This window comes from Legionella spiritensis, from assembly GCF_900186965.1.
GTDB classification, from domain to species: domain Bacteria; phylum Pseudomonadota; class Gammaproteobacteria; order Legionellales; family Legionellaceae; genus Legionella_C; species Legionella_C spiritensis.
This window is the reverse complement of record NZ_LT906457.1, coordinates 405,001-428,710: the sequence shown is the minus strand read 5'-3', so window position 1 is coordinate 428,710 and position 23,710 is coordinate 405,001. Positions and strand designations below refer to the sequence as shown.

Here is a 23,710-nt window from a genome sequence, read left to right as displayed (position 1 = left end):
ACTCATTTGCCGCTTTCAGCATTTCGATTCTTCTGTGGCAAAATCTCGCCTTTGAAGATCCAAACTTTCACACCGATAATGCCATATGTTGTTTTTGCTTCAGCAGTACCATAATCGACATCAGCTCGAAATGTATGCAGAGGCACTCGACCCTCACGGTACCATTCGCTACGGGCAATTTCAGCACCGCCCAAACGACCGCTGACACAAATTTTAATACCTTTGGCACCAGCCTTCATTGCCGAAGTTACCGCTCTTTTCATAGCCCTTCTGAACATGACACGCTGTTCAAGTTGTTGTGCAATGCTCTCAGCCACCAGGGTTGAATCCAGTTCGGGCTTGCGCACCTCTTCAATATTCAAATGCACTGGAACGCCTAATTTCGCTGCAATCTCACTTCGTAAAGATTCAATACCGCCGCCTTTTTTACCGATAATAACGCCAGGTCGAGCCGTATGAATAGTCACAACTGCGTTATTGGCAGGACGCTCAATTTGAATTTTGCTGACAGCAGCTGCCATCAGTTTTTTCTTAAGATCCTTGCGAAGATTTATATCCTGATTCAGCAACTGTGCATAATTTTTACTGGCATACCATTTAGAATTCCAGTCTCTTATGATACCTAAACGGATACCTATTGGGTTTACTTTCTGTCCCATTGTGCTATTCCTCGTCAGACACTTTAATAGTGATATGGCTTGTGCGCTTACAAATGCGATTTGCGCGACCTTTCGCACGCGGACTAATTCGTTTTAGTGTTGGCGCTTCATCAACACAAACAACAGCCACTTTTAATTCATCTATATCTGCGCCATTATTGTTTTCTGCGTTGGCAATCGCCGATTCCAATAATTTGAGCATCAACTGCGCTCCCTTTTTGGGAGTGAACCGTAATACGTCCAATGCGGCTGATACATCCATACTGCGAATCATGTTTGCAACCAATCTGCCTTTTTGTGCAGAGATTGGAGCATTTTTTAATTTAGCTGTAACTTCCATCATCGCCTCTTACTTACCCTTGGCTTTTCTGTCGCCAGAGTGGCCTTTGAATGTACGAGTCATAGCAAACTCACCTAATTTATGACCAACCATATTGTCTGTAATATAGACAGGAACATGATCTTTACCATTGTGCACTGCTATTGTCAGATCAATCATTTCAGGAATTATTGTTGAACGGCGTGACCAGGTTTTAATTGGTTTTTTTGACTTTGACTCAACTGCCGCTTCAACTTTTGCTAACAAATGGTGATCAATAAACGGACCTTTTCTTATAGAACGTGCCACCGCATTATCCTCTTAGCTAATTATTTCTTTTTACGTCTTCTGACTATAAAACGATCAGTACGCTTATTACTACGTGTTTTATATCCTTTAGTAGGAACACCCCAGGGTGTTACAGGATGCCGTCCTCCAGAAGTACGACCTTCACCACCACCATGGGGATGATCAACCGGGTTCATTGCCACACCTCGAACAGTAGGCCGCACTCCGCGCCATCTTTTTGCCCCGGCTTTGCCCAAAGCTCTCAGACTATGTTCGCTGTTACTTACCTCGCCAATGGTTGCTCGACAGGTTGACAATACTTTTCTCATCTCGCCTGATCGTAATTTCAGTGTCGCATAGGCACCTTCTTTAGCTACAATTTGTCCACTGCAGCCGGCACTACGCAGCATTTGCGCCCCTTTGCCTGGTTTAATTTCCACACAGTGAATGGTTGTACCCACAGGTATATTTCTTAGCGGCAAGCAATTTCCGGCGCTAATAGGAGAATCTTCTCCACTAACGATCGTTTGACCCACTTCAAGTCCTGAAGGGGCAATAATATATCTTCGTTCACCGTCTTTGTAAACAATCAACGCAATAAGTGCCGAACGGTTGGGATCATATTCTATACGCTCTACCCGAGCTTCAACACCATCCTTATTGCGTTTGAAATCAATAATACGATATTTTGAACGTGTACCGCCACCAATATGTCTGACTGTAATTCTACCCTGGTTATTTCGTCCACCGGTTTTATTTAATTTCTCAACAAGCGCCGGGTAGGGTTGTCCCTTGTGAATATGATGGTGCACAACCTTTAACTCACCTCGCTTTCCGGGTGAGGTTGGTTTGGATTTTAATAATGCCATCTTAATCTACCTTATTCTGTCACAGTGAAGTCAATATCATAATTGTCATGCAGAGTAACAAACGCTTTCTTCCAGTCACTACGTTTACCACTAAGCTGTCTGAATCGTTTGTTCTTTCCTTTCACATTCATAACGGACACGTTTTTGACTTTAACTTCAAACAAATGCTCCACTGCCTGCTTAATTTCTTGCTTTGTAGCGGTTTTTAACACTTTAAACGTAAACTGCTTAAATTTATCCGCCATTACTGTCGTTTTTTCCGAGGTATGTGGTTCTCTCAGAATCATTAAAATACGTTCTGAATTCATTGTAATAACTCCTCAAGACTTTTAACCGCTTCCTCAGTCATCAAAACCTTTTCAAAACGAAGCAAATTGACGGGGTCTATTGTAGCCACATCACATATATCGTAGTGAGCCAGATTACGTGCTGCAAGATACTCTTGTTCACCAATTTCTTTCATGACAATCAAGGCATTTGGTAATTCCATTTCCTGCATTTTCGCAAGAAAATCCTTTGTCTTGTTAGTTTGACATTGAAAATCACTGACAATCACCAGATTGTCCGTACGATGAAGCTCGGAGATTATACTACGCAAAGCACGTTTGTACATTTTTTTATTAATTTTTTGTGAATAATCCCGTTTCTTCGATGCAAACGTAACACCACCTGAACGCCATATTGGGCTTCGAATGGTACCAGCTCGCGCACGACCCGTACCTTTCTGACGCCAGGGCTTTTTACCGCCGCCACGTACTTCAGAACGTGTTTTTTGTGCGCTATTTCCGCTGCGGGCATTATTCATATAGGTTACAACGGATTGATGAATCAACCCTTCGTTATAAGCATAATCAAATATTTGCTCATTCACAGTAAGAGCATTTTTTGTATCTCTGGTAATTAGTTCCATCATTCGCCCCTTGCTTTCTTCTTAACTGCGGGCTTCACTTCTATTCTTGTGCCAGGGCATCCCGGAATGGCACCCTTTATCAAAAGAATATTACGTTCGCTATCCACACGTACCAACTCGAGACTTTGTGTAGTGCAACGTGCGTTACCCAAGTGCCCGGCCATTTTTTTGCCTTTGAACACTCTTCCAGGAGTTTGATTCTGTCCTATAGATCCAGGAACACGATGCGACACGGAATTACCGTGTGTGGCATCCTGAGTGCGGAAGTTATGTCGTTTAACCGTTCCCGCGAACCCCTTTCCCTTGCTAATTCCGGATACATCAACGTATTGTCCGTCACTGAACACATCAGAAACCGATAATGTTTGTCCCGCACTGTAGCCATCCAGAGTTTCCATTCTGAACTCACATAACATATCGCCTGCGTCAATTTGAGCTTTCGCAAAATGCCCGGCCTGTGGCTTGCTCACATGACTGCTCTTTTTAGCACCGCCCGTTAACTGGACCGCACTATAACCATCTACATCAACAGTCTTAACCTGTGAAATACGATTAGGCAATACTTCAACTACCGACACAGGAATCGAAACTCCATCATCGGTAAAAATTCTTGTCATGCCTACCTTTCGGCCTACTAACCCAATAGTCATTGTAACACCTCGTTAATATTCCCTACCTGAATTACCTACTCGTCATCCAGGCTAATCTGAACGTCAACCCCGGCAGCCAAATCAAGCTTCATTAGCGCATCAACTGTTTTTTCAGTAGGATGTACAATGACAACAAGGCGTTTATGGGTTCTTAATTCGTACTGATCTCGTGCATCTTTATTTACATGAGGCGATATCAGCACAGTAAATTTTTCTTTTTTGATAGGCAAAGGTATTGGCCCACGAATTTGTGCGCCAGTACGTTTTGCGGTCTCAACGATTTCGCGAGTTGACGAATCAATCAAGCGATGATCAAATGATTTTAGCCGTATTTTGATATTTTGTTTGGTACTCATTTTACTCACTCGATGATTTTAGCTACGACGCCGGCACCAACAGTGCGGCCACCCTCACGAATCGCAAAACGCAATCCTTCATCCATCGCAATTGGAGCATGCAGGTTTATGGTCATCTGCACATTGTCTCCAGGCATAACCATCTCAACACCTTGCGGCAAATCACAAGAGCCGGTTACGTCCGTCGTCCTGAAATAAAATTGCGGTCTGTAGCCATTGAAAAACGGGGTATGACGTCCGCCTTCATCCTTGGACAACACATATACTTCCGCTTCAAACTTCGTATGCGGCTTGATGGTACCGGGCTTCGCCAATACCTGTCCACGCTCAACTTCATCTCGTTTCGTGCCGCGTAACAACACACCAACGTTATCGCCCGCACGGCCTTCATCAAGAAGCTTGCGGAACATCTCAACTCCCGTACAGGTCGTCTTCTGTGTATCGCGTATACCTACAATCTCCACTTCCTCGCCTACCTTGACGATTCCGCTTTCAACCCGACCCGTTACCACTGTTCCCCGTCCGGATATTGAAAACACGTCTTCAATCGGCAACAGGAAGCTTTTATCTATATTTCGTACCGGCTCAGGGATGTATGAGTCCATAGTCTCTACCAGCTTCTCTATCGCCGGGACGCCTATCTCACTCGTATCTCCTTCCAGCGCCTTCAGCGCAGAACCTACAACGATCGGTATGTCATCACCAGGAAACTCGTAACTGCTCAACAGATCCCTGACTTCCATCTCAACCAGTTCCAGCAACTCGGCGTCATCTACCATGTCCGCCTTGTTTAAAAACACAACTATGTATGGAACACCAACCTGACGCGACAACAATATATGTTCCCTCGTCTGTGGCATAGGACCATCCGCAGCCGATACCACCAGTATCGCTCCGTCCATCTGCGCCGCTCCAGTAATCATGTTCTTCACATAATCCGCGTGCCCAGGACAATCCACATGCGCATAGTGACGGTTCGTTGACTCGTACTCCACGTGCGCTGTCGATATCGTAATCCCTCTTTCTTTTTCTTCCGGCGCAGCATCAATTTGATCGTATGCTTTCGCTGTACCACCGAACTTCTTCGCCATAATCGTCGTAATTGCTGCCGTCAACGTCGTCTTGCCATGGTCTACGTGACCAATCGTGCCTACGTTTACGTGTGGCTTCTTACGTTCAAATTTTTCCTTCGCCATTTTTCTATACCTCTTTAACTTTATCTTTTATTGTTTCTTGATAATTGCTTCAGCAATATTAGTCGGTGCCTCTGCGTATTTGGCAAATTCCATCGAGTACGTTGCACGCCCTTGGGTGGCTGAACGAACATCTGTTGCATAACCAAACATTTCTGCTAATGGAACTTCCGCCTTTATCACTTTCCCTGCCGGAGAATCTTCCATGCCCTGAACAACACCACGGCGTCTGTTAAGATCTCCCATCACATCTCCCATGTAATCCTCGGGAGTTACCACTTCCACACTCATGATGGGCTCAAGCAGTACGGGCTTGGCTTTTAACGCACCTTGCTTGAAGCATTGTGAACCGGCGATTTTAAACGCCATTTCACTGGAGTCTACTTCATGGAACGAGCCGTCAAACAAGGTCACCTTCACATCAACCACCGGATAACCGGCAATGACTCCATTTTGTAATTGTTCCTGAACACCCTTATCAACAGCTGGAATATATTCCTTGGGTATGACACCACCCACAATTTCGTTGACAAATTGATAGCCGCCACCAGTTTCCATCGGTTCAATCTTGAGCCAGACATGGCCATATTGACCACGACCACCAGATTGTCGAACAAATTTACCTTCCTGCTCTACTGACGCTTTAATTGTTTCGCGGTAAGCCACCTGCGGTTTTCCTACATTGGCTTCAACATTAAATTCACGTTTCATGCGGTCAACAATAATTTCAAGGTGTAATTCTCCCATTCCTTGAATAATGGTTTGTCCGGACTCTTCGTCTGTATGGACACGAAACGAGGGATCTTCTTGAGCGAGCTTACCTAGCGCTATGGACATTTTTTCCTGATCCGCCTTCGTTTTAGGCTCTACAGCCACAGCTATAACAGGATCAGGGAAATCCATTCTTTCCAGTGTAACAATCGAATTGATATCACAAAGCGTGTCACCTGTCGTAACGGTTTTTAAACCTACAGCCGCAGCGATGTCACCGGCACGTACTTCCTTGATTTCCTCTCTGGAATTGGCGTGCATTTGCAAAATTCGCCCTATACGTTCTTTTTTACCCTTTACCGGGTTATATACCGTATCGCCACTTTTTAATATGCCGGAATATACTCGAAAATAAGTCAATGTTCCAACAAATGGATCCGTTGCAATTTTAAATGCCAGAGCGGAGAAAGGTTCCTGATAGGATGTTTTCCTGTGCGCCTCATCACCATGTTCATCAACACCCTTAATTGGTGGAACATCCAAAGGCGACGGCAGATAATCTATTACACCATCAAGAACAGCCTGCACACCCTTGTTTTTAAAGGCTGATCCGCAAAATACAGGCACGATTTCATTACCAACGGTTCTCTTGCGCAAGCCTTGTTTGATTTCAGCTTCACTGAACTCTTCACCTTCGAGATATTTCTCCATGAACTCTTCGGAAGCCTCGGCGGCAGCCTCAATAATCAAAGTGCGATACTCTTCGCAACTCGCCAACATATCTTCCGGAATTGGCTTGTATTCGAAAGTCATCCCCTTGCTCTCTTCATCCCAGTGAATGGCTTTCATTTTAATCAAGTCAACCACGCCTTTATAAGCGTCTTCTGAACCAATTGGCAATTGAACAACAACAGGATTAGAACCCAGACGCTTTTTGATTTGGTCTACAACACGCAGGAAATTTGCTCCCATGCGATCCATTTTATTAACAAAAACCAGTCGAGGGACACCGTATTTATCCGATTGCCGCCAAACGGTTTCGGATTGCGGTTCAACGCCCGATACCGCATCAAAAACGACAATAGCGCCATCAAGCACACGTAACGAACGCTCCACCTCGATCATAAAATCAACGTGACCGGGAGTATCAATGATGTTGACACGATGTCGTGGATATTGCTTATCCATGCCTTCCCAGTAACAGGTAGTCGCTGCCGAAGTAATGGTGATTCCTCGCTCTTGCTCCTGAACCATCCAGTCCATCGTAGCGGCGCCATCGTGCACTTCACCAATCTTGTGTGACATACCGGTATAAAATAACACACGTTCTGTAGTTGTAGTCTTTCCGGCATCTACGTGGGCAGCGATACCGATGTTTCTGTAAAGTTCTAATGGAGTAGACACGGCTTACCTCTCTTTTAATTCCATCTGAAATGAGCGAAAGCCTGATTGGCTTTTGCCATTTTATGGGTATCTTCACGTTTCTTGACTGACGAACCTTTGTTTTCAAAGGCATCTGACAGCTCACCTGCCAACCGCAGCATCATACCTTTTTCACCGCGTGAGCGTGCTGCCTGGACAATCCAGCGCATTCCCAGGGCGATACTTCTGTCGGTTCGGACTTCAACCGGAACCTGATAAGTTGCGCCACCCACCCTTCTTGAACGCACTTCGACACTGGGTCTTACATTATCAAGAGCTTTTTCAAAATAATGCAGCACGGCATGCGAACCTGTTCCGCTTGAACCAGTTTCCTCGCCACCTTCCTCGTCATGCTTTTTATTTTTCTTTATGCGCTCATTCATCACATCCAATGCGCCATAAATAATCTTTTCAGCAATGGATTTTTTACCGTTAATCATTAACACATTAATAAATTTCGCCAGCAGTTCACTATGATACTTGGGATCCGGCAAAATTTCGCGTTTGGGTACTTCTCTTCTTCTTGGCATGTCAATTTCCTACAATCAGATTATTTCTTATCTTTCGGCTTTTTCGTACCATACTTGGAACGGCCTTGCTTACGATCGTTAACGCCTGAAGTATCCAGACTTCCACGCACGGTATGATAACGAACCCCCGGCAAATCCTTCACTCTTCCGCCTCGTATTAACACCACAGAGTGCTCTTGCAAATTGTGGCCTTCTCCACCGATATAGGAAGATACCTCGTAACCGTTTGTTAACCGTACACGCGCAACCTTACGCATTGCCGAGTTTGGTTTTTTAGGCGTTGTTGTGTATACACGTGTGCATACACCTCTTCGCTGTGGACAGGATTCCAAAGCAGGGACGTTACTCTTCTTTTTAGCGTCCACGCGAGGCTTTCTTACTAACTGATTAATAGTAGCCATTTATTGTTAACTCCGAACTTTCGCTTGTCTATATTTTGAATGCATAAGGAGGCCGGATTCTATATAGCTCCGGCAGATTTGTCAAGTTCAACTCTGCCGAAGATGGATCCGAATTAATGATCATGATTGTCTGCGTTCAACGCTTCACTCAATGCATGCTCAACATCACTTGCAGTCACAGTATGTGCGCCATGCTCAGCACCTGCAGCTTTAGCGCGTTTAGCCTTACGGCCTTGATGATAGGCGTACCCTGTTCCAGCTGGGATTAACCGACCAACCATAACATTTTCCTTCAATCCTCGAAGATCATCCACTTTACCGCTGACGGCAGCTTCCGTAAGAACTCTTGTTGTTTCCTGGAAGGACGCGGCGGAAATAAACGATTCCGTGGCGAGAGAAGCTTTCGTTATTCCAAGGAGGATTGGAATACCTTGCGCCATCTCTTTCCCGTCTGCTGCCAGTTTGTCATTCTCGTGCAACATAATACTTTCTTCGACCTGTTCTCCAACGAGAAATCTGGAATCCCCGGATGAAGTAATAATGCGTTTTCGAAGCATTTGCCTTACGATAGTCTCAATGTGCTTGTCGTTAATTTTTACACCTTGCAGGCGATACACATCCTGTACTTCATTAACGATATAATTAGCCAGTGCCCCGACACCCAGCAAACGCAAGATATCGTGCGGATTTAACGGTCCCTCGGCAATGACTTCCCCGCGCTCGACATGCTCCCCTTCAAATACTGAAATGTGGCGCCATTTGGGAATCAGCTCTTCATAAGACTCGTTTTCAGATGCGGTAATGATCAGACGACGTTTCCCTTTCGTTTCCTTACCAAAATTAACCAATCCGGAAGCCTCGGCCATCACAGCCGCGTCTTTTGGTTTTCTGGCTTCAAACAAGTCGGCAACACGCGGCAAGCCCCCTGTTATATCGCGGGTTTTGGAACGTTCCTGCGGGATACGGGCGATGACATCACCAACACCCACATTATGGCCATCCTCAAAATTAATAATGGCGTCAACCGGAAGATAGTATTGCGCGGGAACGTTAGTACCAGACAGATAAATATCGTCACCATCATCGGAGACCAGTTTAACCATAGGCCTCAGATCGCGCCCGGCCGCACTACGCTGTTTGGCATCCGTTACAACAATATTACTCAAGCCGGTCATTTCATCGACCTGACGATTCATCGTCAAACCCTCTATCAAATCAATAAATTTGAGTTTTCCACTAACCTCGGATATAACCGGGTGGGTATGAGGATCCCAGCTTGCAATAATCTGTCCTGCCTCGACTGACATATTGTCATGAACGGTCAACACGGCACCGTAAGGCAGCTTGTAACGTTCGCGTTCACGACCGAAATCATCAACGATAGAAACTTCTCCCGAACGTGAAACGGCAACCAGATTACCATTCTCATGCGTTACTGTTTTAATGTTGTGAAGACGGATAACGCCTTTGTTTTTAATCTGGATATTGTTGGCGGCTGTTGCTCGTGATGCCGCACCACCGATATGGAACGTACGCATCGTAAGCTGGGTTCCCGGCTCACCGATGGACTGGGCGGCAATAATTCCGACTGCTTCTCCGGTATTGACCAAATGTCCTCGCGCCAAATCACGCCCGTAACAATTTGCGCATAATCCAAAACGGGTTTCGCATGTAATTGGTGAACGAACCATAATTTGATCCACACCCAGGCGTTCCAGTTTATCCACCCAATCTTCATCAAGCAAAGTACCAGCTGTAACAACAGGATCGTCATGATTTGGCACATAAACATCTTTGGCAACAACACGGCCAAGAACACGTTCATGTAATGGTTCTACTATATCTCCACCCTCAATCAAGGGCTGCATCAGGATACCGTTTTCTGTACCGCAATCGTCCTGCGTAATAACAACATCCTGTGCCACGTCAACCAGGCGTCTTGTCAAATAACCCGAGTTAGCCGTTTTCAACGCGGTATCCGCCAAACCTTTACGAGCACCGTGTGTTGAAATAAAGTATTGGAATACATTCAATCCTTCGCGGAAATTAGCGGTAATGGGTGTTTCAATGATTGACCCGTCGGGAGCCGCCATAAGTCCCCGCATACCGGCCAACTGTCTTATCTGGGCCGCCGAGCCCCGTGCTCCGGAATCAGCCATCATAAAAATAGGATTGAATGATTCCTGTCTGACAACATTACCATCACGATCGGTCACTTCTTCCGTAGCAATTTTTGTCATCATTGACTTGGCAACCATTTCATTGGTTCGTGACCAGATATCAATAACTTTATTATAACGTTCACCGTTTGTTACCAGACCGGAGCGATATTGGGCTTCAATTTCACGAACCTCATTATCGGCCTGTTCAATGATAGCTGCCTTGTCATCGGGAATTTCCATATCTTCAATTCCAATAGACGCCCCGGCTCTGGTCGCGTACTTAAATCCGGTATACATCAACTGGTCTGCAAAAATAACGGTTTCCTTAAGACCAAATTTTCTGTAACACGTATCGACCACTTTGGAAATTGTCTTTTTGGTCATAGTCCTGTTGATATGGGAGAACGGCATGCCTTGCGGCAAAATATCAGAAAGAATGGCACGTCCTATAGTGGTATCAACCAGATGATGACCACCTCTACCCTCATCGCTACCGTCTTCTTCATCCTTTTTCATCCTGATTTTCACTTTAGCGTGAATATCAACAAGTCCGGCCTCATAAAAATTCTGTGCTTCCTGAGCACTGGCAAATATTTTTCCCTCACCGAGCGCGTTAACACGTTCCCGCGTCAGGTAATAAAGGCCTAACACAACATCCTGGCTTGGCACGATAATCGGTTCACCACTTGCCGGGGATAAAATATTATTGGTTGACATCATCAAGGAACGGGCTTCAAGCTGTGCTTCCAGAGTTAATGGAACATGCACTGCCATCTGGTCACCATCAAAGTCCGCGTTATAAGCCGTACAGACTAACGGATGTAACTGTATCGCCTTACCTTCAATAAGAACGGGTTCAAAAGCCTGAATACCAAGACGGTGCAGCGTAGGTGCGCGGTTCAGTAAAATAGGATGTTCACGAATAACGTCATCCAGTATATCCCATACAACGGGCTCTTCACGTTCGACCATTTTTTTGGCCGCCTTGATCGTTGTTGCAAGACCTCTAAATTCCAGTTTGCTGAAAATAAATGGCTTGAACAATTCCAAAGCCATTTTTTTAGGTAATCCACACTGATGCAGGCGCAGTGTCGGACCAACCACAATAACTGAACGACCGGAATAATCAACACGTTTTCCAAGCAGATTCTGTCTGAAACGACCTTGTTTACCTTTAATCATGTCAGCCAGGGATTTTAAAGGACGCTTGTTTGTGCCTGTAATTGCGCGGCCTCTGCGACCATTATCCAGCAAGGCGTCTACAGATTCCTGCAGCATTCTCTTTTCATTGCGAACTATGATATCAGGCGCGTTAAGATCAAGCAGGCGCTTTAATCGATTGTTACGATTTATCACACGCCTGTACAGGTCATTCAGATCAGATGTTGCGAATCTTCCACCATCCAGCGGAACCAACGGCCTTAAATCAGGTGGCAAAACAGGAAGCACATCCATAATCATCCATTCCGGCTTATTACCGGACTCATAAAATGCTTCCAATAATTTCAGTCGTTTGGTAATTTTTTTAATTTTGGTTTCTGAATTAGTTGTCGGCAACTCTTCGCGCAGTGATTTAATCTCTTCTTCCAAATCTATCTGCCGCAGCAAATCACGGATCGCCTCCGCGCCCATTCGCGCATCAAACTCATCCCCGTATTGCTCCATGGCCTCAAGATAGACCTCATCATTGAGCAATTGTCCTCGTTCCAGCTCGGTCATGCCAGGATCAACAACTACAAATGCTTCAAAATATAAAACACGCTCAATATCCCTAAGGGTCATATCAAGCAGCAAACCAATTCGGGAAGGTAGCGACTTCAGGAACCATATATGTGCAACAGGGCTTGCAAGTTCAATATGCCCCATGCGCTCTCTGCGGACTTTGGCAAGAGCAAGCTCGACACCGCATTTTTCGCAGATGACACCGCGGTGTTTTAGTCGCTTGTATTTACCGCACAAACACTCATAGTCTTTTACCGGGCCGAATATTTTGGCGCAGAATAATCCATCGCGCTCCGGTTTGAAAGTACGATAATTAATCGTTTCAGGTTTTTTTACTTCACCATAGGACCATGAGCGGATCATATCCGGAGAAGCCAGCGCAATTTTTATCGCATCAAACTCTTCACTTTGCCCTTGCTGTTTGAGGATGCCTAGCAAATCACTCATTACAGGTGCTTTTTTCATCGGGTCGCTGCTTAGATTAGCCAAGTCTATGCCTCCAAAAAATTGTTGTCAGAATTTATCATTGCACTTATTAATCGTGTTCAAGTTCGATATCAATACCCAGTGCTCTGATTTCCTTAAGTAATACGTTGAATGATTCAGGCATTCCAGGATCCATGCGATGATCCCCATCCACGATATTTTTATATATTTTCGTTCGTCCTCCGACATCGTCCGATTTTACCGTCAACATTTCCTGCAACGTATACGCAGCACCATAGGCTTCAAGAGCCCACACTTCCATCTCACCGAAGCGTTGTCCACCAAACTGCGCTTTACCGCCGAGTGGCTGTTGCGTCACAAGACTATACGAACCTGTAGACCGCGCATGCATCTTGTCATCTACCAGGTGATTTAATTTCAACATATACATATAACCGACGGTGACCGGATTATCGAACTTCTTACCTGTTCTGCCATCGATCAGCATGGTTTTCCCATCTGCAGGCAAACCTGCCAGTTCCAGCATGGATTTGATCTCTTTTTCACCTGCTCCGTCAAATACCGGCGTAGCCATCGGAACTCCGGCTCGCAGATTATCGGCAAGAATAGTGATTTCCTCATCATCCAGCTTCTTGAGATCCACCCTTTTAACATCATCGTGATTATAAATTTTTTCCAGAAATGCCCTGATATCTCCGATTGATTTTTTACTATCAATCATGTTGGCAATACGATGCCCCAGCCCTTTCGCCGCCAGTCCCAAATGCGTTTCCAGAACCTGGCCAATATTCATACGAGACGGAACGCCCAATGGATTTAAAACGATATCCACAGCTGTACCATCCTCCATATAAGGCATATCTTCCACTGGAACAACGATGGAGATAACCCCCTTGTTTCCGTGGCGTCCCGCCATTTTATCCCCAGGTTGTATACGTCTCTTGACTGCGAGATAAACCTTGACAATTTTTAGAACTCCGGGTGCAAGATCATCACCCTGTACGATTTTCTTACGACTATCGTTAAAACGACTTTCCATCTCTTTTCCGAGAAGTTCCAGTTGCTTGGAAAGTTGCTCAAGTTGCTGACTGATCACTTCATCATCAACACGAATATCAAACCATTTTTCTCTATCCAGTTTATCCAGATAGTCTTTGGTTATTTTACTGCCAGACTTAATACTGCCCGGTCCGCCTGATGCAGATTTGTCATGCAGTAAATTGTAAACACGATGATAAATATCATCTTCACGAATACGGCGCTCATCAATTAAATCCTTGCGCACGCGAGCAAGGTGCTCTTCCTCAATACTCTTGGCTCGATCATCCTTTTCCAACCCATCGCGGGTAAATACCTGCACATCAATGACGGTGCCATTCATTCCTGAAGGAACACGCAAGGAGGAATCTTTCACATCAGACGCTTTTTCACCAAAAATGGCGCGCAATAACTTTTCTTCCGGAGTCAGTTGCGTTTCACCCTTTGGTGTTACTTTTCCTACCAGGATATCACCGGCAGATACTTCAGCACCTATGTAAACAACCCCTGATTGATCCAGGCTGGCTAACGCCGATTCTCCGACATTGGGAATATCCGCCGTTATTTCTTCCGTGCCCAGTTTGGTATCGCGCGCTATACAAGTTAATTCCTCGATATGAATTGTGGTAAAACGGTCTTCCTGAACAATTCGTTCTGAAATAAGAATGGAATCTTCAAAGTTATAACCATTCCAGGGCATAAACGCGACGAGCAAGTTCTGCCCAAGGGCTAATTCACCCATATCCGTACAAGGACCATCGGCCAATACATCACCACGCTGGATTCTATCACCCTTGCAAACAATTGGTCGTTGATTAATACACGTATCCTGATTGGATCGGAAGTATTTGGTCAGGTTATAAATATCTACCCCGGTTTCGCCGGCTGTTGTTTCATCATCGTTCACTCGGACAACGATACGGGAGGCATCGACCAAATCGATGATACCACCACGTTTGGCTACTACGGAAACTCCGGAATCAGACGCTACGGTACGTTCCATTCCCGTTCCAACCAGTGGTTTCTCAGACCGTAAAGTAGGTACGGCCTGACGTTGCATGTTCGATCCCATAAGGGCACGGTTAGCATCGTCATGTTCAAGGAATGGAATGAGTGATGCGGCTACCGAAACGATTTGTTTCGGTGACACATCCATAAAATTAATTTTATCCGGCGTGGTCAATGAGAATTCGTTTTGATGGCGGCAAGGTACCAGATCCGCCAGAATCTTGCCTTTTTCATCCACAGCGACACTTGATTGAGCAATATATTGATCAACTTCTTCTATTGCCGACAGATACTCAATTTCATCGGTTACACAGCCGTCAACAACTTTACGGCATGGTGTTTCTATAAATCCATAGTTGTTGGTACGCGCATAAACAGACAGGGAATTTATCAAACCGATATTCGGTCCTTCGGGAGTTTCAATTGGACATACACGACCATAGTGAGTGGTATGCACATCCCGAACTTCGAATCCGGCCCGTTCACGAGTCAAGCCACCCGGGCCAAGCGCTGAAACCCGTCGCTTATGAGTAACCCCGGACAATGGATTAACTTGATCCATAAATTGCGAGAGCTGGCTTGAGCCAAAAAATTCCTTGATAGCGGCGGAGACCGGCTTGGCATTGATCAAGTCCTGAGGCATTAAATTTTCGGACTCTACCAGACTTAACCGTTCTTTTACGGCGCGCTCGACTCTTACCAACCCGACTCTGAATTGATTTTCAGTCATCTCGCCAACGCTTCTGACGCGTCGATTCCCCAGATGATCAATATCATCAACCATACCGATACCGTTTCTGATATCAATGAGTGTCTTGATGACCGCCAGAATATCTTCTTTGGTCAATGTGCCGGGGCCTGTATCTTCTTTTCGTCCCACACGGCGGTTAAATTTCATACGGCCGACAGCTGACAGATCATAACGATCCTCAGCAAAAAATAAATTTTTAAATAATGCCTCAGCTGCTTCTTTCGTGGGCGGCTCTCCCGGACGCATCATTCGATAAATTTCAACAAGGGCTTCAAGCTGACTATTAGTCGGATCAATTTTCAATGTATCTGAAATATAAGATCCATGATCCAGGTCATTGGTATAAATCATTTCAAATGACAAAATACCTCGCTCTGCAAGCTGATTAAGCAATTCGTCGGTAACTTCCTCATTAGCCTGGGCAATCACTTCACCGGTCGTAGTATCAACAACGCTTTTTGCCAGAGTTTTACCACTCAGGTAAGAATTAGGCACCACCAGGTCTTGCATATTAAATTTTTCCATGGTTTTAATATGCCGGGCCGTAATTCGACGTCCTTGTTCAACAATCAATTCACCTGTTTCAGGTACCACAATGTCAAAGGATGCTATTTCCCCTCGTAATCTTGATGGAATCAGATTGATATGAAACTCACCATTGCGTAACTGACACAAAGTAGTTTCAAAAAATTCGGACAGTATATCTTCCACTTCATAGCCAAGTGCACGCAATAAAATACTGACCGGCAGTTTCCGTCGACGGTCAATTCTTACAAAGACACTGTCCTTGGGATCAAACTCAAAATCGAGCCAGGAGCCACGATAAGGAATGATACGAGCGGAATAAAGTAACTTGCCTGATGAGTGCGTTTTTCCACGATCATGTTCAAAAATAACACCAGGTGAGCGGTGCAATTGCGATACCACTACTCGTTCAGTACCATTAACAACAAAGGTACCGACATCAGTCATTAAGGGAATTTCCCCCATAAAAACATCTTGTTCCCGTATATCTTTAACGGGTTTTGGCTCGCCTGAGGCTTCCTTATCCAATACAACGAGTCTGATTTTTACCCGCAGCGGAGCGGAATAGGTTAATCCTCTTAATTTACATTCACGCACATCGAAGGCTGGCTTGCCAATTTTATAACCAACGTATTCCAGTCTGGCATTGCCGGAAAAACTTTCTATCGGAAAAACAGACATGAAAGCGGCATGCAAGCCGGTTTTTTTCTGATTATCGGGACTGGATTCCAGTTCAAAAAAATTTTCGTGGGAGGAACCAATCTCAAGGAAATCCTCGTAGGATTTGATTTGAATATCCAAAAGATTAGGAATTGGCATTTTATCTGCCTGCCTGCCAAAGCTCTTGCGAAATCGTTTTTTCTCAGCATGAGAGTATTGTTGAGGTTTAGCTTCTGCAGTGGCGGCCATGGTATTTCCTCTGTAAATTATTTATATAATCAAACACACAAACCCAGCCATGTAACCATGGCCGGGTTTTAATAAAAATAAACAACTTTATTATTTGACGTCGACAGTCGCGCCAGCTTCTTCCAGCTCTTTTTTGATGCTTTCAGCTTCATCTTTAGAGACGCCTTCCTTAACGGTAGATGGTGCGCCTTCAACCAGATCCTTCGCTTCTTTCAAACCAAGACCTGTAATACCACGAATGGCTTTAATCACATTGACCTTGTTAGCCCCGAAGCTTGTCATAATCACGTCAAACTCGGTTTTTTCCTCAGCAGCAGCTGTTGCACCGGCTGCCGGGGCTGCAACTGCAACTGCGGCTGCAGCGGCGGACACGTTAAATTTTTCTTCCATAGCTTCGATAAGCTCTACAACTTCCATTACCGTCATATTAGAGATGGTATCGAGAATCTCATTTTTTGATACAGCCATTACTAGCTCCTAATTAAAAATTAATTTGATTATCGGAATTACTGTTCTTTTTTGTCTTTAATTGCTGCAACCGTTCTGACCAGTTTGCCATGTGGTTCAGCAAGTGTTCGGACAAATTTTTCTATTGGTGCTTTCATCACAAACATTAACTTAGCTATCGCTTCATCTTTAGTCGGCAAGCTTGCTACCGTTTCCAGTTGATCGGCTTCATATACCTTTCCACCTACGGATAATGCCTTGATTTCAAGCTTTTCAAATGTTTTTACAAATTCCTTTAACAATCGCGCTGCGTCACTTGGTGCATCAAGAGACATTGCAATAAATAAAGGACCAACCAACTTGTCGCTAAGACATGCAAAATCGGTATTATCAAACGCTCTTCGGGTTAGTGTGTTTCGTACTACCCTAAGATAAACACCGGACTTACGTGCCTCACTTCTTAGCTGGGTCATTTGATTAACAGTCAAACCACGATAATCAGCAACTACTGCCGAAATAGCCTTGGAAGCAACTTCATTGACTTCTTCAACTACGGCTTTTTTTGCAGCTAATGTTATCGTCACGTTAATGACCTCCTACGTTGTTCAAATCATAATGATTTGACAGTTATGGTGGCCGTCTCTGAATTATTCCAGGAGCCGGTTCACCGTCTGCGCAGGACATTAAGCCTTTCGGCACCTGCGGTCTTCGACGGCATCGAACCAAGTCTATGCCGTGAATTCAAAAATAGGGTCGATATGTTACACAGGTATTGATGAAATATCAATAGGCAATCCTGGCCCCATCGTCGTTGACAAGGTAATTTTTTTCAAATAAATACCTTTTGAAGTAGAAGGTTTTGCCTTTCGCAAATCAACAATCAGCGCGGCGATATTTTCCATCAGATCTTCCGCAGAAAATTCAATTTTCCCAACAGTGCAATGAATAATGCCATTTTTATCCGTTTTATAGCGAATTTGTCCTGATTTGGCATCGGAGACTGCTGCTTCAACATTGGTGGTTACAGTACCGACCTTAGGATTAGGCATTAAACCTCTTGGCCCTAAAATTTGTCCAAGCTGACCAACAATGCGCATGGCATCAGGAGTAGCAATAACCACATCAAAATCCAGTTCGCCAGCTTTGATTTTATCTGCCAAATCTTCAAACCCAACAATATCAGCGCCTGCGTTTCTGGCTTTTTCAGCATTATCACCTTGAGCAAAGACAGCAACTCTTACCGTTTTTCCAGTTCCTTTAGGGAGGTTGGTAGAAGTACGAACCATTTGGTCAGATTTTCTGGGATCAACACCAAGATTCACACTTATGTCCACGCTTTCTTTAAATTTTGAACTGGCAAATTCTTTCAAAACACCTATGGCTTCTGCAGCATTATAAAGATAATTTTGCTTTACCACTTCTCTTATTTTACTTTGTTTTTTGCTTAACCTAGACATCACAACCCCTTATTCCAAACCTTCAACGTCGATTCCCATGCTTCTGGCTGTTCCAGCAATGCTGTTTACAGCGGCAGCCAATGTACTTGCCGTCAAATCGGGCTCCTTGATTTTGGCAATTTCCTCGAGTTGTTGTCGTTTCAGTGTAGCCACTTTTTTAGTATTGGGATTTCCGCTTCCGCTTTGTATTCCCGCTGCCTTTTTAAGTAGTACTGACGCCGGCGGTGTTTTAGTAATAAAGGTAAAACTACGATCGCTATATACCGTAATGACAACAGGCGTAGGTAAACCTTGCTCCAAATTCTGAGTTGCGGCATTAAACGCTTTACAGAATTCCATGATATTCACACCACGCTGTCCTAAAGCTGGACCAACAGGCGGACTGGGATTGGCTTTACCTGCAGGTATTTGTAATTTGATATATGCTTCTACTTTTTTAGCCATGATGACTCCAATTTTGGGTATAGCGCCGTAGATATCAGGTTTAATTACCTGTATCCATTACATCGGCTCCCCGGTTACTAACAAATTTTAACTATGTTTTTTCGACCTGACTGAATTCCAGTTCGACAGGAGTTGAGCGACCAAATATCAGAACAGCAACTCTTAAGCGGCTTTTCTCATAATTGACCTCTTCCACAACACCATTAAAGTCTACGAACGGTCCTTCCTTGACTCTAACAACCTCGCCTGGCTCAAACAAAATCTTGGGCCTTGGCTTGGTGACACCATCCTCAACTCTTTGCAATATGGCTTGTGCTTCCTTATCAGAAATAGGCGTGGGTGTCTGGCTTGTTCCCCCAATAAACCCCAGCACTCTGGGAATAGCCCTAATCATATGCCAGGTTTCATCATCCATGACCATATTAACCAGCACGTAGCCCGGAAAAAATTTCCGGGTACTTTTTCTTTTTTGGCCGGCACGCATTTCCACAACTTCTTCAGAAGGCACGACAACTTCACCGATTCTATCAAGTAATTGATGATGTTCGGCTCGGGTTTTTATTTCCCTCATCACGAAATTTTCGTATCCTGAATAGGCATGGACAACATACCATTGTTTTGATTTTGGCTCTTCCACCTTGCTCTCAACCTAAATGTGTTATTTTAGCTATGACCCATGTCATTCCGGAATCAACCCCCCACAGTATAAAACCTGTCACAGCCACCATGATCATTACGATGGAGGTGGTTTGTACCGTTTCTTGCCTGCTAGGCCATACAACTTTCTGTAACTCTACCTTTGCTTCTGTTGCAAATTGATATACCTGTTGTCCTTTAGCTGTAAAATATCCAACTATCAAACTTGCTATCAGCCACCCTATCCATATAATGGCAATGACCGGTGTTGAAAACTTTAAATAATAAGTTCCATAAAAAGCAGCCGCCGTGATTAAGGCTATACCTAACCAGAGCAGCACTTCTTTTGCATTGTTGACCGATTTACTAGTATTTTTCATAATGTTTTGTTAGTTGGCAGGCCAGGAGGGAATCGAACCCCCAACCTGCGGTTTTGGAGACCGCCGCTCTGCCAATTGAGCTACTGGCCTAAACTTAACATAAAACAAGTGTGAATACGTTACGGTATTCACACCCTTTCATCCTTTACTCGATGATTTTAGCTACGACGCCGGCACCAACAGTGCGGCCACCCTCACGAATCGCAAAACGCAATCCTTCATCCATCGCAATTGGAGCATGCAGGTTTATGGTCATCTGCACATTGTCTCCAGGCATAACCATCTCAACACCTTGCGGCAAATCACAAGAGCCGGTTACGTCCGTCGTCCTGAAATAAAACTGCGGTCTGTAGCCATTGAAAAACGGGGTATGTCGTCCGCCTTCATCCTTGGACAACACATATACTTCCGCTTCAAACTTCGTATGCGGCTTGATGGTACCGGGCTTTGCCAATACCTGTCCACGCTCAACTTCATCTCGTTTCGTGCCGCGTAACAACACACCAACGTTATCACCCGCACGGCCTTCATCAAGAAGCTTGCGGAACATCTCAACTCCCGTACAGGTCGTCTTCTGTGTATCGCGTATACCTACAATCTCCACTTCCTCGCCTACCTTGACGATTCCGCTTTCAACCCGACCCGTTACCACTGTTCCCCGTCCGGATATTGAAAACACGTCTTCAATCGGCAACAGGAAGCTTTTATCTATATTTCGTACCGGCTCAGGGATGTATGAGTCCATAGTCTCTACCAGCTTCTCTATCGCCGGGACGCCTATCTCACTCGTATCTCCTTCCAGCGCCTTCAGCGCAGAACCTACAACGATCGGTATGTCATCACCAGGAAACTCGTAACTGCTCAACAGATCCCTGACTTCCATCTCAACCAGTTCCAGCAACTCGGCGTCATCTACCATGTCCGCCTTGTTTAAAAACACAACTATGTATGGAACACCAACCTGACGCGACAACAATATATGTTCCCTCGTCTGTGGCATAGGACCATCCGCAGCCGATACCACCAGTATCGCTCCGTCCATCTGCGCCGCTCCAGTAATCATGTTCTTCACATAATCCGCGTGCCCAGGACAATCCACATGCGCATAGTGACGGTTCGTTGACTCGTACTCCACGTGCGCTGTCGATATCGTAATCCCTCTTTCTTTTTCTTCCGGCGCAGCATCAATTTGATCGTATGCTTTCGCTGTACCACCGAACTTCTTCGCCATAATCGTCGTAATTGCTGCCGTCAACGTCGTCTTGCCATGGTCTACGTGACCAATCGTGCCTACGTTTACGTGTGGCTTCTTACGTTCAAATTTTTCCTTCGCCATCGGAAAATCTCCCCTTATAAATGTTCATAATTTTGGTGCCCACAACTGGACTCGAACCAGCGACCTCTTCCTTACCAAGGAAGTGCTCTACCGCCTGAGCTATGTGGGCCTAAAGCTACAGACCGGAATAACATCCATGACAAATTACAAACCTGGAGCGGGTGATGGGAATCGAACCCACACTATCAGCTTGGAAGGCTGAAGTTCTACCATTGAACTACACCCGCTTGTCGTTTCTTCAAACTGGTGGAGGGGGAAGGATTCGAACCTTCGAAGGCTGAGCCGTCAGATTTACAGTCTGATCCCTTTGACCGCTCGGGAACCCCTCCAAAAAGAACGCCATTTTCATTCAGACAACCACTAAAGTCAAGTGCTTTAGTAGTATATAGACTTGATTTAGGTGGTGCTGGCACCAGGAATCGAACCCGGGACCTACTGATTACAAGTCAGTTGCTCTACCAACTGAGCTACGCCAGCAAAATTTATGTCCGGACATGATAACATTCGAACATATTGCCATTATAACAATGGACTTTTGAAATAAAGCCCTGGCGATGACCTACTTTCACATGGGGAGACCCCACACTATCATCGGCGTACGTGCGTTTCACTTCTGAGTTCGAGATGGAATCAGGTGGTTCCACACGGCTATAATCGCCAGGAAAACGGTTATCCTGAGTCGTAACCCTGTTTCTTCTTCAGGGCACACCACAGGCTGGTAAAGAGATATTCGGTAACACAATCGTTCTTGCTTCTTTTCGTATCTTTCGTATCAATAACCCGAAGTCATTCAGGTTATATGGTCAAGACAATCAGCCAATTAGTACGAGTTAGCTTCACGCATTACTACGCTTCCACACCTCGCCTATCAACGTCGTAGTCTTCAACGGGCTTCATGGGAAAACTCATCTTGAGGGAGGCTTCCCGCTTAGATGCTTTCAGCGGTTATCCCGTCCGAACTTAGCTACCCGGCAATGCAACTGGCGTCACAACCGGTACACCAGAGGTTCGTCCACTCCGGTCCTCTCGTACTAGGAGCAGCTCCTCTCAATTTTCCTACGCCCACGGCAGATAGGGACCGAACTGTCTCACGACGTTCTAAACCCAGCTCGCGTACCACTTTAAATGGCGAACAGCCATACCCTTGGGACCTGCTTCAGCCCCAGGATGTGATGAGCCGACATCGAGGTGCCAAACACCGCCGTCGATATGAACTCTTGGGCGGTATCAGCCTGTTATCCCCGGAGTACCTTTTATCCGTTGAGCGATGGCCCTTCCATTCAGAACCACCGGATCACTAAGACCTACTTTCGTACCTGCTCGACCCGTCAGTCTCGCAGTCAAGCACCCTTTTGCCTTTACACTCTTGGTACGATGTCCGACCGTACCGAGGGTACCTTTGTGCTCCTCCGTTACTCTTTGGGAGGAGACCGCCCCAGTCAAACTACCCATCATACACTGTCCTCATCCGGGATTACCGGACCAAGTTAGAACCTCAATAATAACAGGGTGGTATTTCAAGGTCGGCTCCATACAAACTAGCGTTTATACTTCTTAGCCTCCCACCTATCCTACACAGTTATCATCAAAGTCCAGTGCAAAACTGTAGTAAAGGTTCACGGGGTCTTTCCGTCTAGCCGCGGGTACACTGCATCTTCACAGCGATTTCAATTTCACTGAGTCTCGGGTGGAGACAGTGTGGCCATCGTTACGCCATTCGTGCAGGTCGGAACTTACCCGACAAGGAATTTCGCTACCTTAGGACCGTTATAGTTACGGCCGCCGTTTACCGGGGCTTCGATCAAGAGCTTCTCCGAAGATAACCCCATCAATTAACCTTCCGGCACCGGGCAGGCGTCACACCCTATACGTCTTCTTACGAATTTGCAGAGTGCTGTGTTTTTAATAAACAGTCGCAGCCACCTGGTCTCTGCGGCCCTCACCAGCTTCATTATGTAAAACAACTAACCAGCAAGGGCGTACCTTCTCCCGAAGTTACGGTACCATTTTGCCTAGTTCCTTCACCCGAGTTCTCTCAAGCGCCTTAGTATTCTCTACCTGTCCACCTGTGTCGGTTTCCGGTACGGTTCTCTATAAGTTATGGCTAGCAGCTTTTCCTGGAAGCGGGGCATCAATGACT

The 23,710-nt window shown here is 45.3% G+C and carries 21 protein-coding genes, 5 tRNA genes and 2 rRNA genes (1 of these 28 cut by a window edge); all 28 read right to left on the bottom strand.

What is annotated here, in order from left to right:
- Nucleotides 1-2: 2 nt before the first annotated feature.
- Complete coding sequence (gene rpsC / locus CKW05_RS01990; protein WP_058483725.1) at nucleotides 3-659, bottom strand: 30S ribosomal protein S3; 657 nt, start codon at nucleotides 657-659, stop codon at nucleotides 3-5.
- A gap of 4 nt (nucleotides 660-663) precedes the next feature.
- The gene (rplV, locus tag CKW05_RS01985) at nucleotides 664-999 is read right to left on the bottom strand and encodes a 50S ribosomal protein L22 (protein ID WP_058483751.1); all 336 of its coding nucleotides are present in this window, start codon (nucleotides 997-999) and stop codon (nucleotides 664-666) included.
- Nucleotides 1,000-1,008: 9 nt separating this feature from the next.
- Complete coding sequence (gene rpsS / locus CKW05_RS01980; protein ID WP_058483726.1) at nucleotides 1,009-1,287, bottom strand: 30S ribosomal protein S19; 279 nt, start codon at nucleotides 1,285-1,287, stop codon at nucleotides 1,009-1,011.
- A 20-nt stretch (nucleotides 1,288-1,307) separates the two neighbouring features.
- Nucleotides 1,308-2,135 carry a 50S ribosomal protein L2 gene (rplB, locus tag CKW05_RS01975; RefSeq protein WP_058483727.1) on the bottom strand — a complete coding sequence of 276 codons (828 nt, stop codon included), beginning with the start codon at nucleotides 2,133-2,135 and terminating at the stop codon, nucleotides 1,308-1,310.
- An 11-nt stretch (nucleotides 2,136-2,146) separates the two neighbouring features.
- A complete protein-coding gene (gene rplW, locus CKW05_RS01970; RefSeq protein ID WP_058483728.1) occupies nucleotides 2,147-2,443 on the bottom strand; it encodes a 50S ribosomal protein L23 in 297 nt (98 codons plus the stop codon).
- On the bottom strand, nucleotides 2,440-3,045 hold the full coding sequence (gene rplD / locus CKW05_RS01965; RefSeq protein WP_058483729.1) for a 50S ribosomal protein L4: 606 nt from the start codon (nucleotides 3,043-3,045) through the stop codon (nucleotides 2,440-2,442). The genes rplW and rplD overlap by 4 nt, the downstream gene beginning before the upstream one ends.
- The gene (gene rplC / locus CKW05_RS01960) at nucleotides 3,045-3,695 is read right to left on the bottom strand and encodes a 50S ribosomal protein L3 (protein ID WP_058483730.1); all 651 of its coding nucleotides are present in this window, start codon (nucleotides 3,693-3,695) and stop codon (nucleotides 3,045-3,047) included. Before rplC ends, rplD begins: the two co-directional genes overlap by 1 nt.
- 35 nt (nucleotides 3,696-3,730) lie before the next feature.
- Nucleotides 3,731-4,051 (bottom strand): 30S ribosomal protein S10, encoded by a 321-nt coding sequence (gene rpsJ / locus CKW05_RS01955; RefSeq protein WP_058483731.1) that lies wholly within the window; start codon nucleotides 4,049-4,051, stop codon nucleotides 3,731-3,733.
- Nucleotides 4,052-4,056: 5 nt separating this feature from the next.
- Nucleotides 4,057-5,247: an elongation factor Tu gene (tuf, locus tag CKW05_RS01950; protein WP_058483732.1), complete on the bottom strand. Its 1,191-nt coding sequence runs from the start codon at nucleotides 5,245-5,247 to the stop codon at nucleotides 4,057-4,059.
- A 27-nt stretch (nucleotides 5,248-5,274) separates the two neighbouring features.
- Complete coding sequence (gene fusA, locus CKW05_RS01945; protein ID WP_058483733.1) at nucleotides 5,275-7,359, bottom strand: elongation factor G; 2,085 nt, start codon at nucleotides 7,357-7,359, stop codon at nucleotides 5,275-5,277.
- Between the two features lie 14 nt (nucleotides 7,360-7,373).
- Nucleotides 7,374-7,907, bottom strand: a complete 534-nt coding sequence (gene rpsG / locus CKW05_RS01940; protein ID WP_058483734.1) for a 30S ribosomal protein S7 — start codon at nucleotides 7,905-7,907, stop codon at nucleotides 7,374-7,376.
- Nucleotides 7,908-7,927: 20 nt separating this feature from the next.
- Nucleotides 7,928-8,308: a 30S ribosomal protein S12 gene (gene rpsL, locus CKW05_RS01935; RefSeq protein ID WP_058483735.1), complete on the bottom strand. Its 381-nt coding sequence runs from the start codon at nucleotides 8,306-8,308 to the stop codon at nucleotides 7,928-7,930.
- A gap of 113 nt (nucleotides 8,309-8,421) precedes the next feature.
- The gene (gene rpoC, locus CKW05_RS01930) at nucleotides 8,422-12,639 is read right to left on the bottom strand and encodes a DNA-directed RNA polymerase subunit beta' (protein WP_058483752.1); all 4,218 of its coding nucleotides are present in this window, start codon (nucleotides 12,637-12,639) and stop codon (nucleotides 8,422-8,424) included.
- 88 nt (nucleotides 12,640-12,727) lie between these two features.
- Nucleotides 12,728-16,870 carry a DNA-directed RNA polymerase subunit beta gene (rpoB, locus tag CKW05_RS01925; protein WP_058483736.1) on the bottom strand — a complete coding sequence of 1,381 codons (4,143 nt, stop codon included), beginning with the start codon at nucleotides 16,868-16,870 and terminating at the stop codon, nucleotides 12,728-12,730.
- Between the two features lie 90 nt (nucleotides 16,871-16,960).
- On the bottom strand, nucleotides 16,961-17,338 hold the full coding sequence (gene rplL, locus CKW05_RS01920) for a 50S ribosomal protein L7/L12 (protein WP_058483737.1): 378 nt from the start codon (nucleotides 17,336-17,338) through the stop codon (nucleotides 16,961-16,963).
- A 38-nt stretch (nucleotides 17,339-17,376) separates the two neighbouring features.
- A complete protein-coding gene (rplJ, locus tag CKW05_RS01915) occupies nucleotides 17,377-17,901 on the bottom strand; it encodes a 50S ribosomal protein L10 (protein ID WP_058483738.1) in 525 nt (174 codons plus the stop codon).
- A gap of 177 nt (nucleotides 17,902-18,078) precedes the next feature.
- Nucleotides 18,079-18,774, bottom strand: coding sequence for a 50S ribosomal protein L1 (gene rplA, locus CKW05_RS01910; protein ID WP_058483739.1), 696 nt, complete (start codon nucleotides 18,772-18,774; stop codon nucleotides 18,079-18,081).
- 9 nt (nucleotides 18,775-18,783) lie between these two features.
- A complete protein-coding gene (gene rplK / locus CKW05_RS01905) occupies nucleotides 18,784-19,218 on the bottom strand; it encodes a 50S ribosomal protein L11 (RefSeq protein ID WP_058483740.1) in 435 nt (144 codons plus the stop codon).
- A 91-nt stretch (nucleotides 19,219-19,309) separates the two neighbouring features.
- Nucleotides 19,310-19,855 (bottom strand): transcription termination/antitermination protein NusG, encoded by a 546-nt coding sequence (gene nusG / locus CKW05_RS01900; RefSeq protein WP_058483741.1) that lies wholly within the window; start codon nucleotides 19,853-19,855, stop codon nucleotides 19,310-19,312.
- A gap of 7 nt (nucleotides 19,856-19,862) precedes the next feature.
- Nucleotides 19,863-20,234, bottom strand: coding sequence for a preprotein translocase subunit SecE (gene secE / locus CKW05_RS01895; protein WP_058483742.1), 372 nt, complete (start codon nucleotides 20,232-20,234; stop codon nucleotides 19,863-19,865).
- 14 nt (nucleotides 20,235-20,248) lie between these two features.
- Nucleotides 20,249-20,324: transfer RNA gene (locus CKW05_RS01890), tRNA-Trp, on the bottom strand.
- A gap of 55 nt (nucleotides 20,325-20,379) precedes the next feature.
- Nucleotides 20,380-21,570, bottom strand: coding sequence for an elongation factor Tu (gene tuf, locus CKW05_RS01885; protein ID WP_058483732.1), 1,191 nt, complete (start codon nucleotides 21,568-21,570; stop codon nucleotides 20,380-20,382).
- Nucleotides 21,571-21,603: 33 nt separating this feature from the next.
- A tRNA-Thr gene (locus tag CKW05_RS01880) sits at nucleotides 21,604-21,679 on the bottom strand.
- 44 nt (nucleotides 21,680-21,723) lie between these two features.
- A tRNA-Gly gene (locus tag CKW05_RS01875) sits at nucleotides 21,724-21,797 on the bottom strand.
- Between the two features lie 17 nt (nucleotides 21,798-21,814).
- A tRNA-Tyr gene (locus CKW05_RS01870) sits at nucleotides 21,815-21,899 on the bottom strand.
- 72 nt (nucleotides 21,900-21,971) lie between these two features.
- Nucleotides 21,972-22,047, bottom strand: a tRNA-Thr gene (locus CKW05_RS01865).
- A gap of 69 nt (nucleotides 22,048-22,116) precedes the next feature.
- Nucleotides 22,117-22,232: ribosomal RNA gene (rrf, locus tag CKW05_RS01860) — 5S ribosomal RNA — on the bottom strand.
- A gap of 137 nt (nucleotides 22,233-22,369) precedes the next feature.
- Nucleotides 22,370-23,710 (bottom strand): 23S ribosomal RNA (locus CKW05_RS01855); it runs 1,552 nt beyond the window's last position.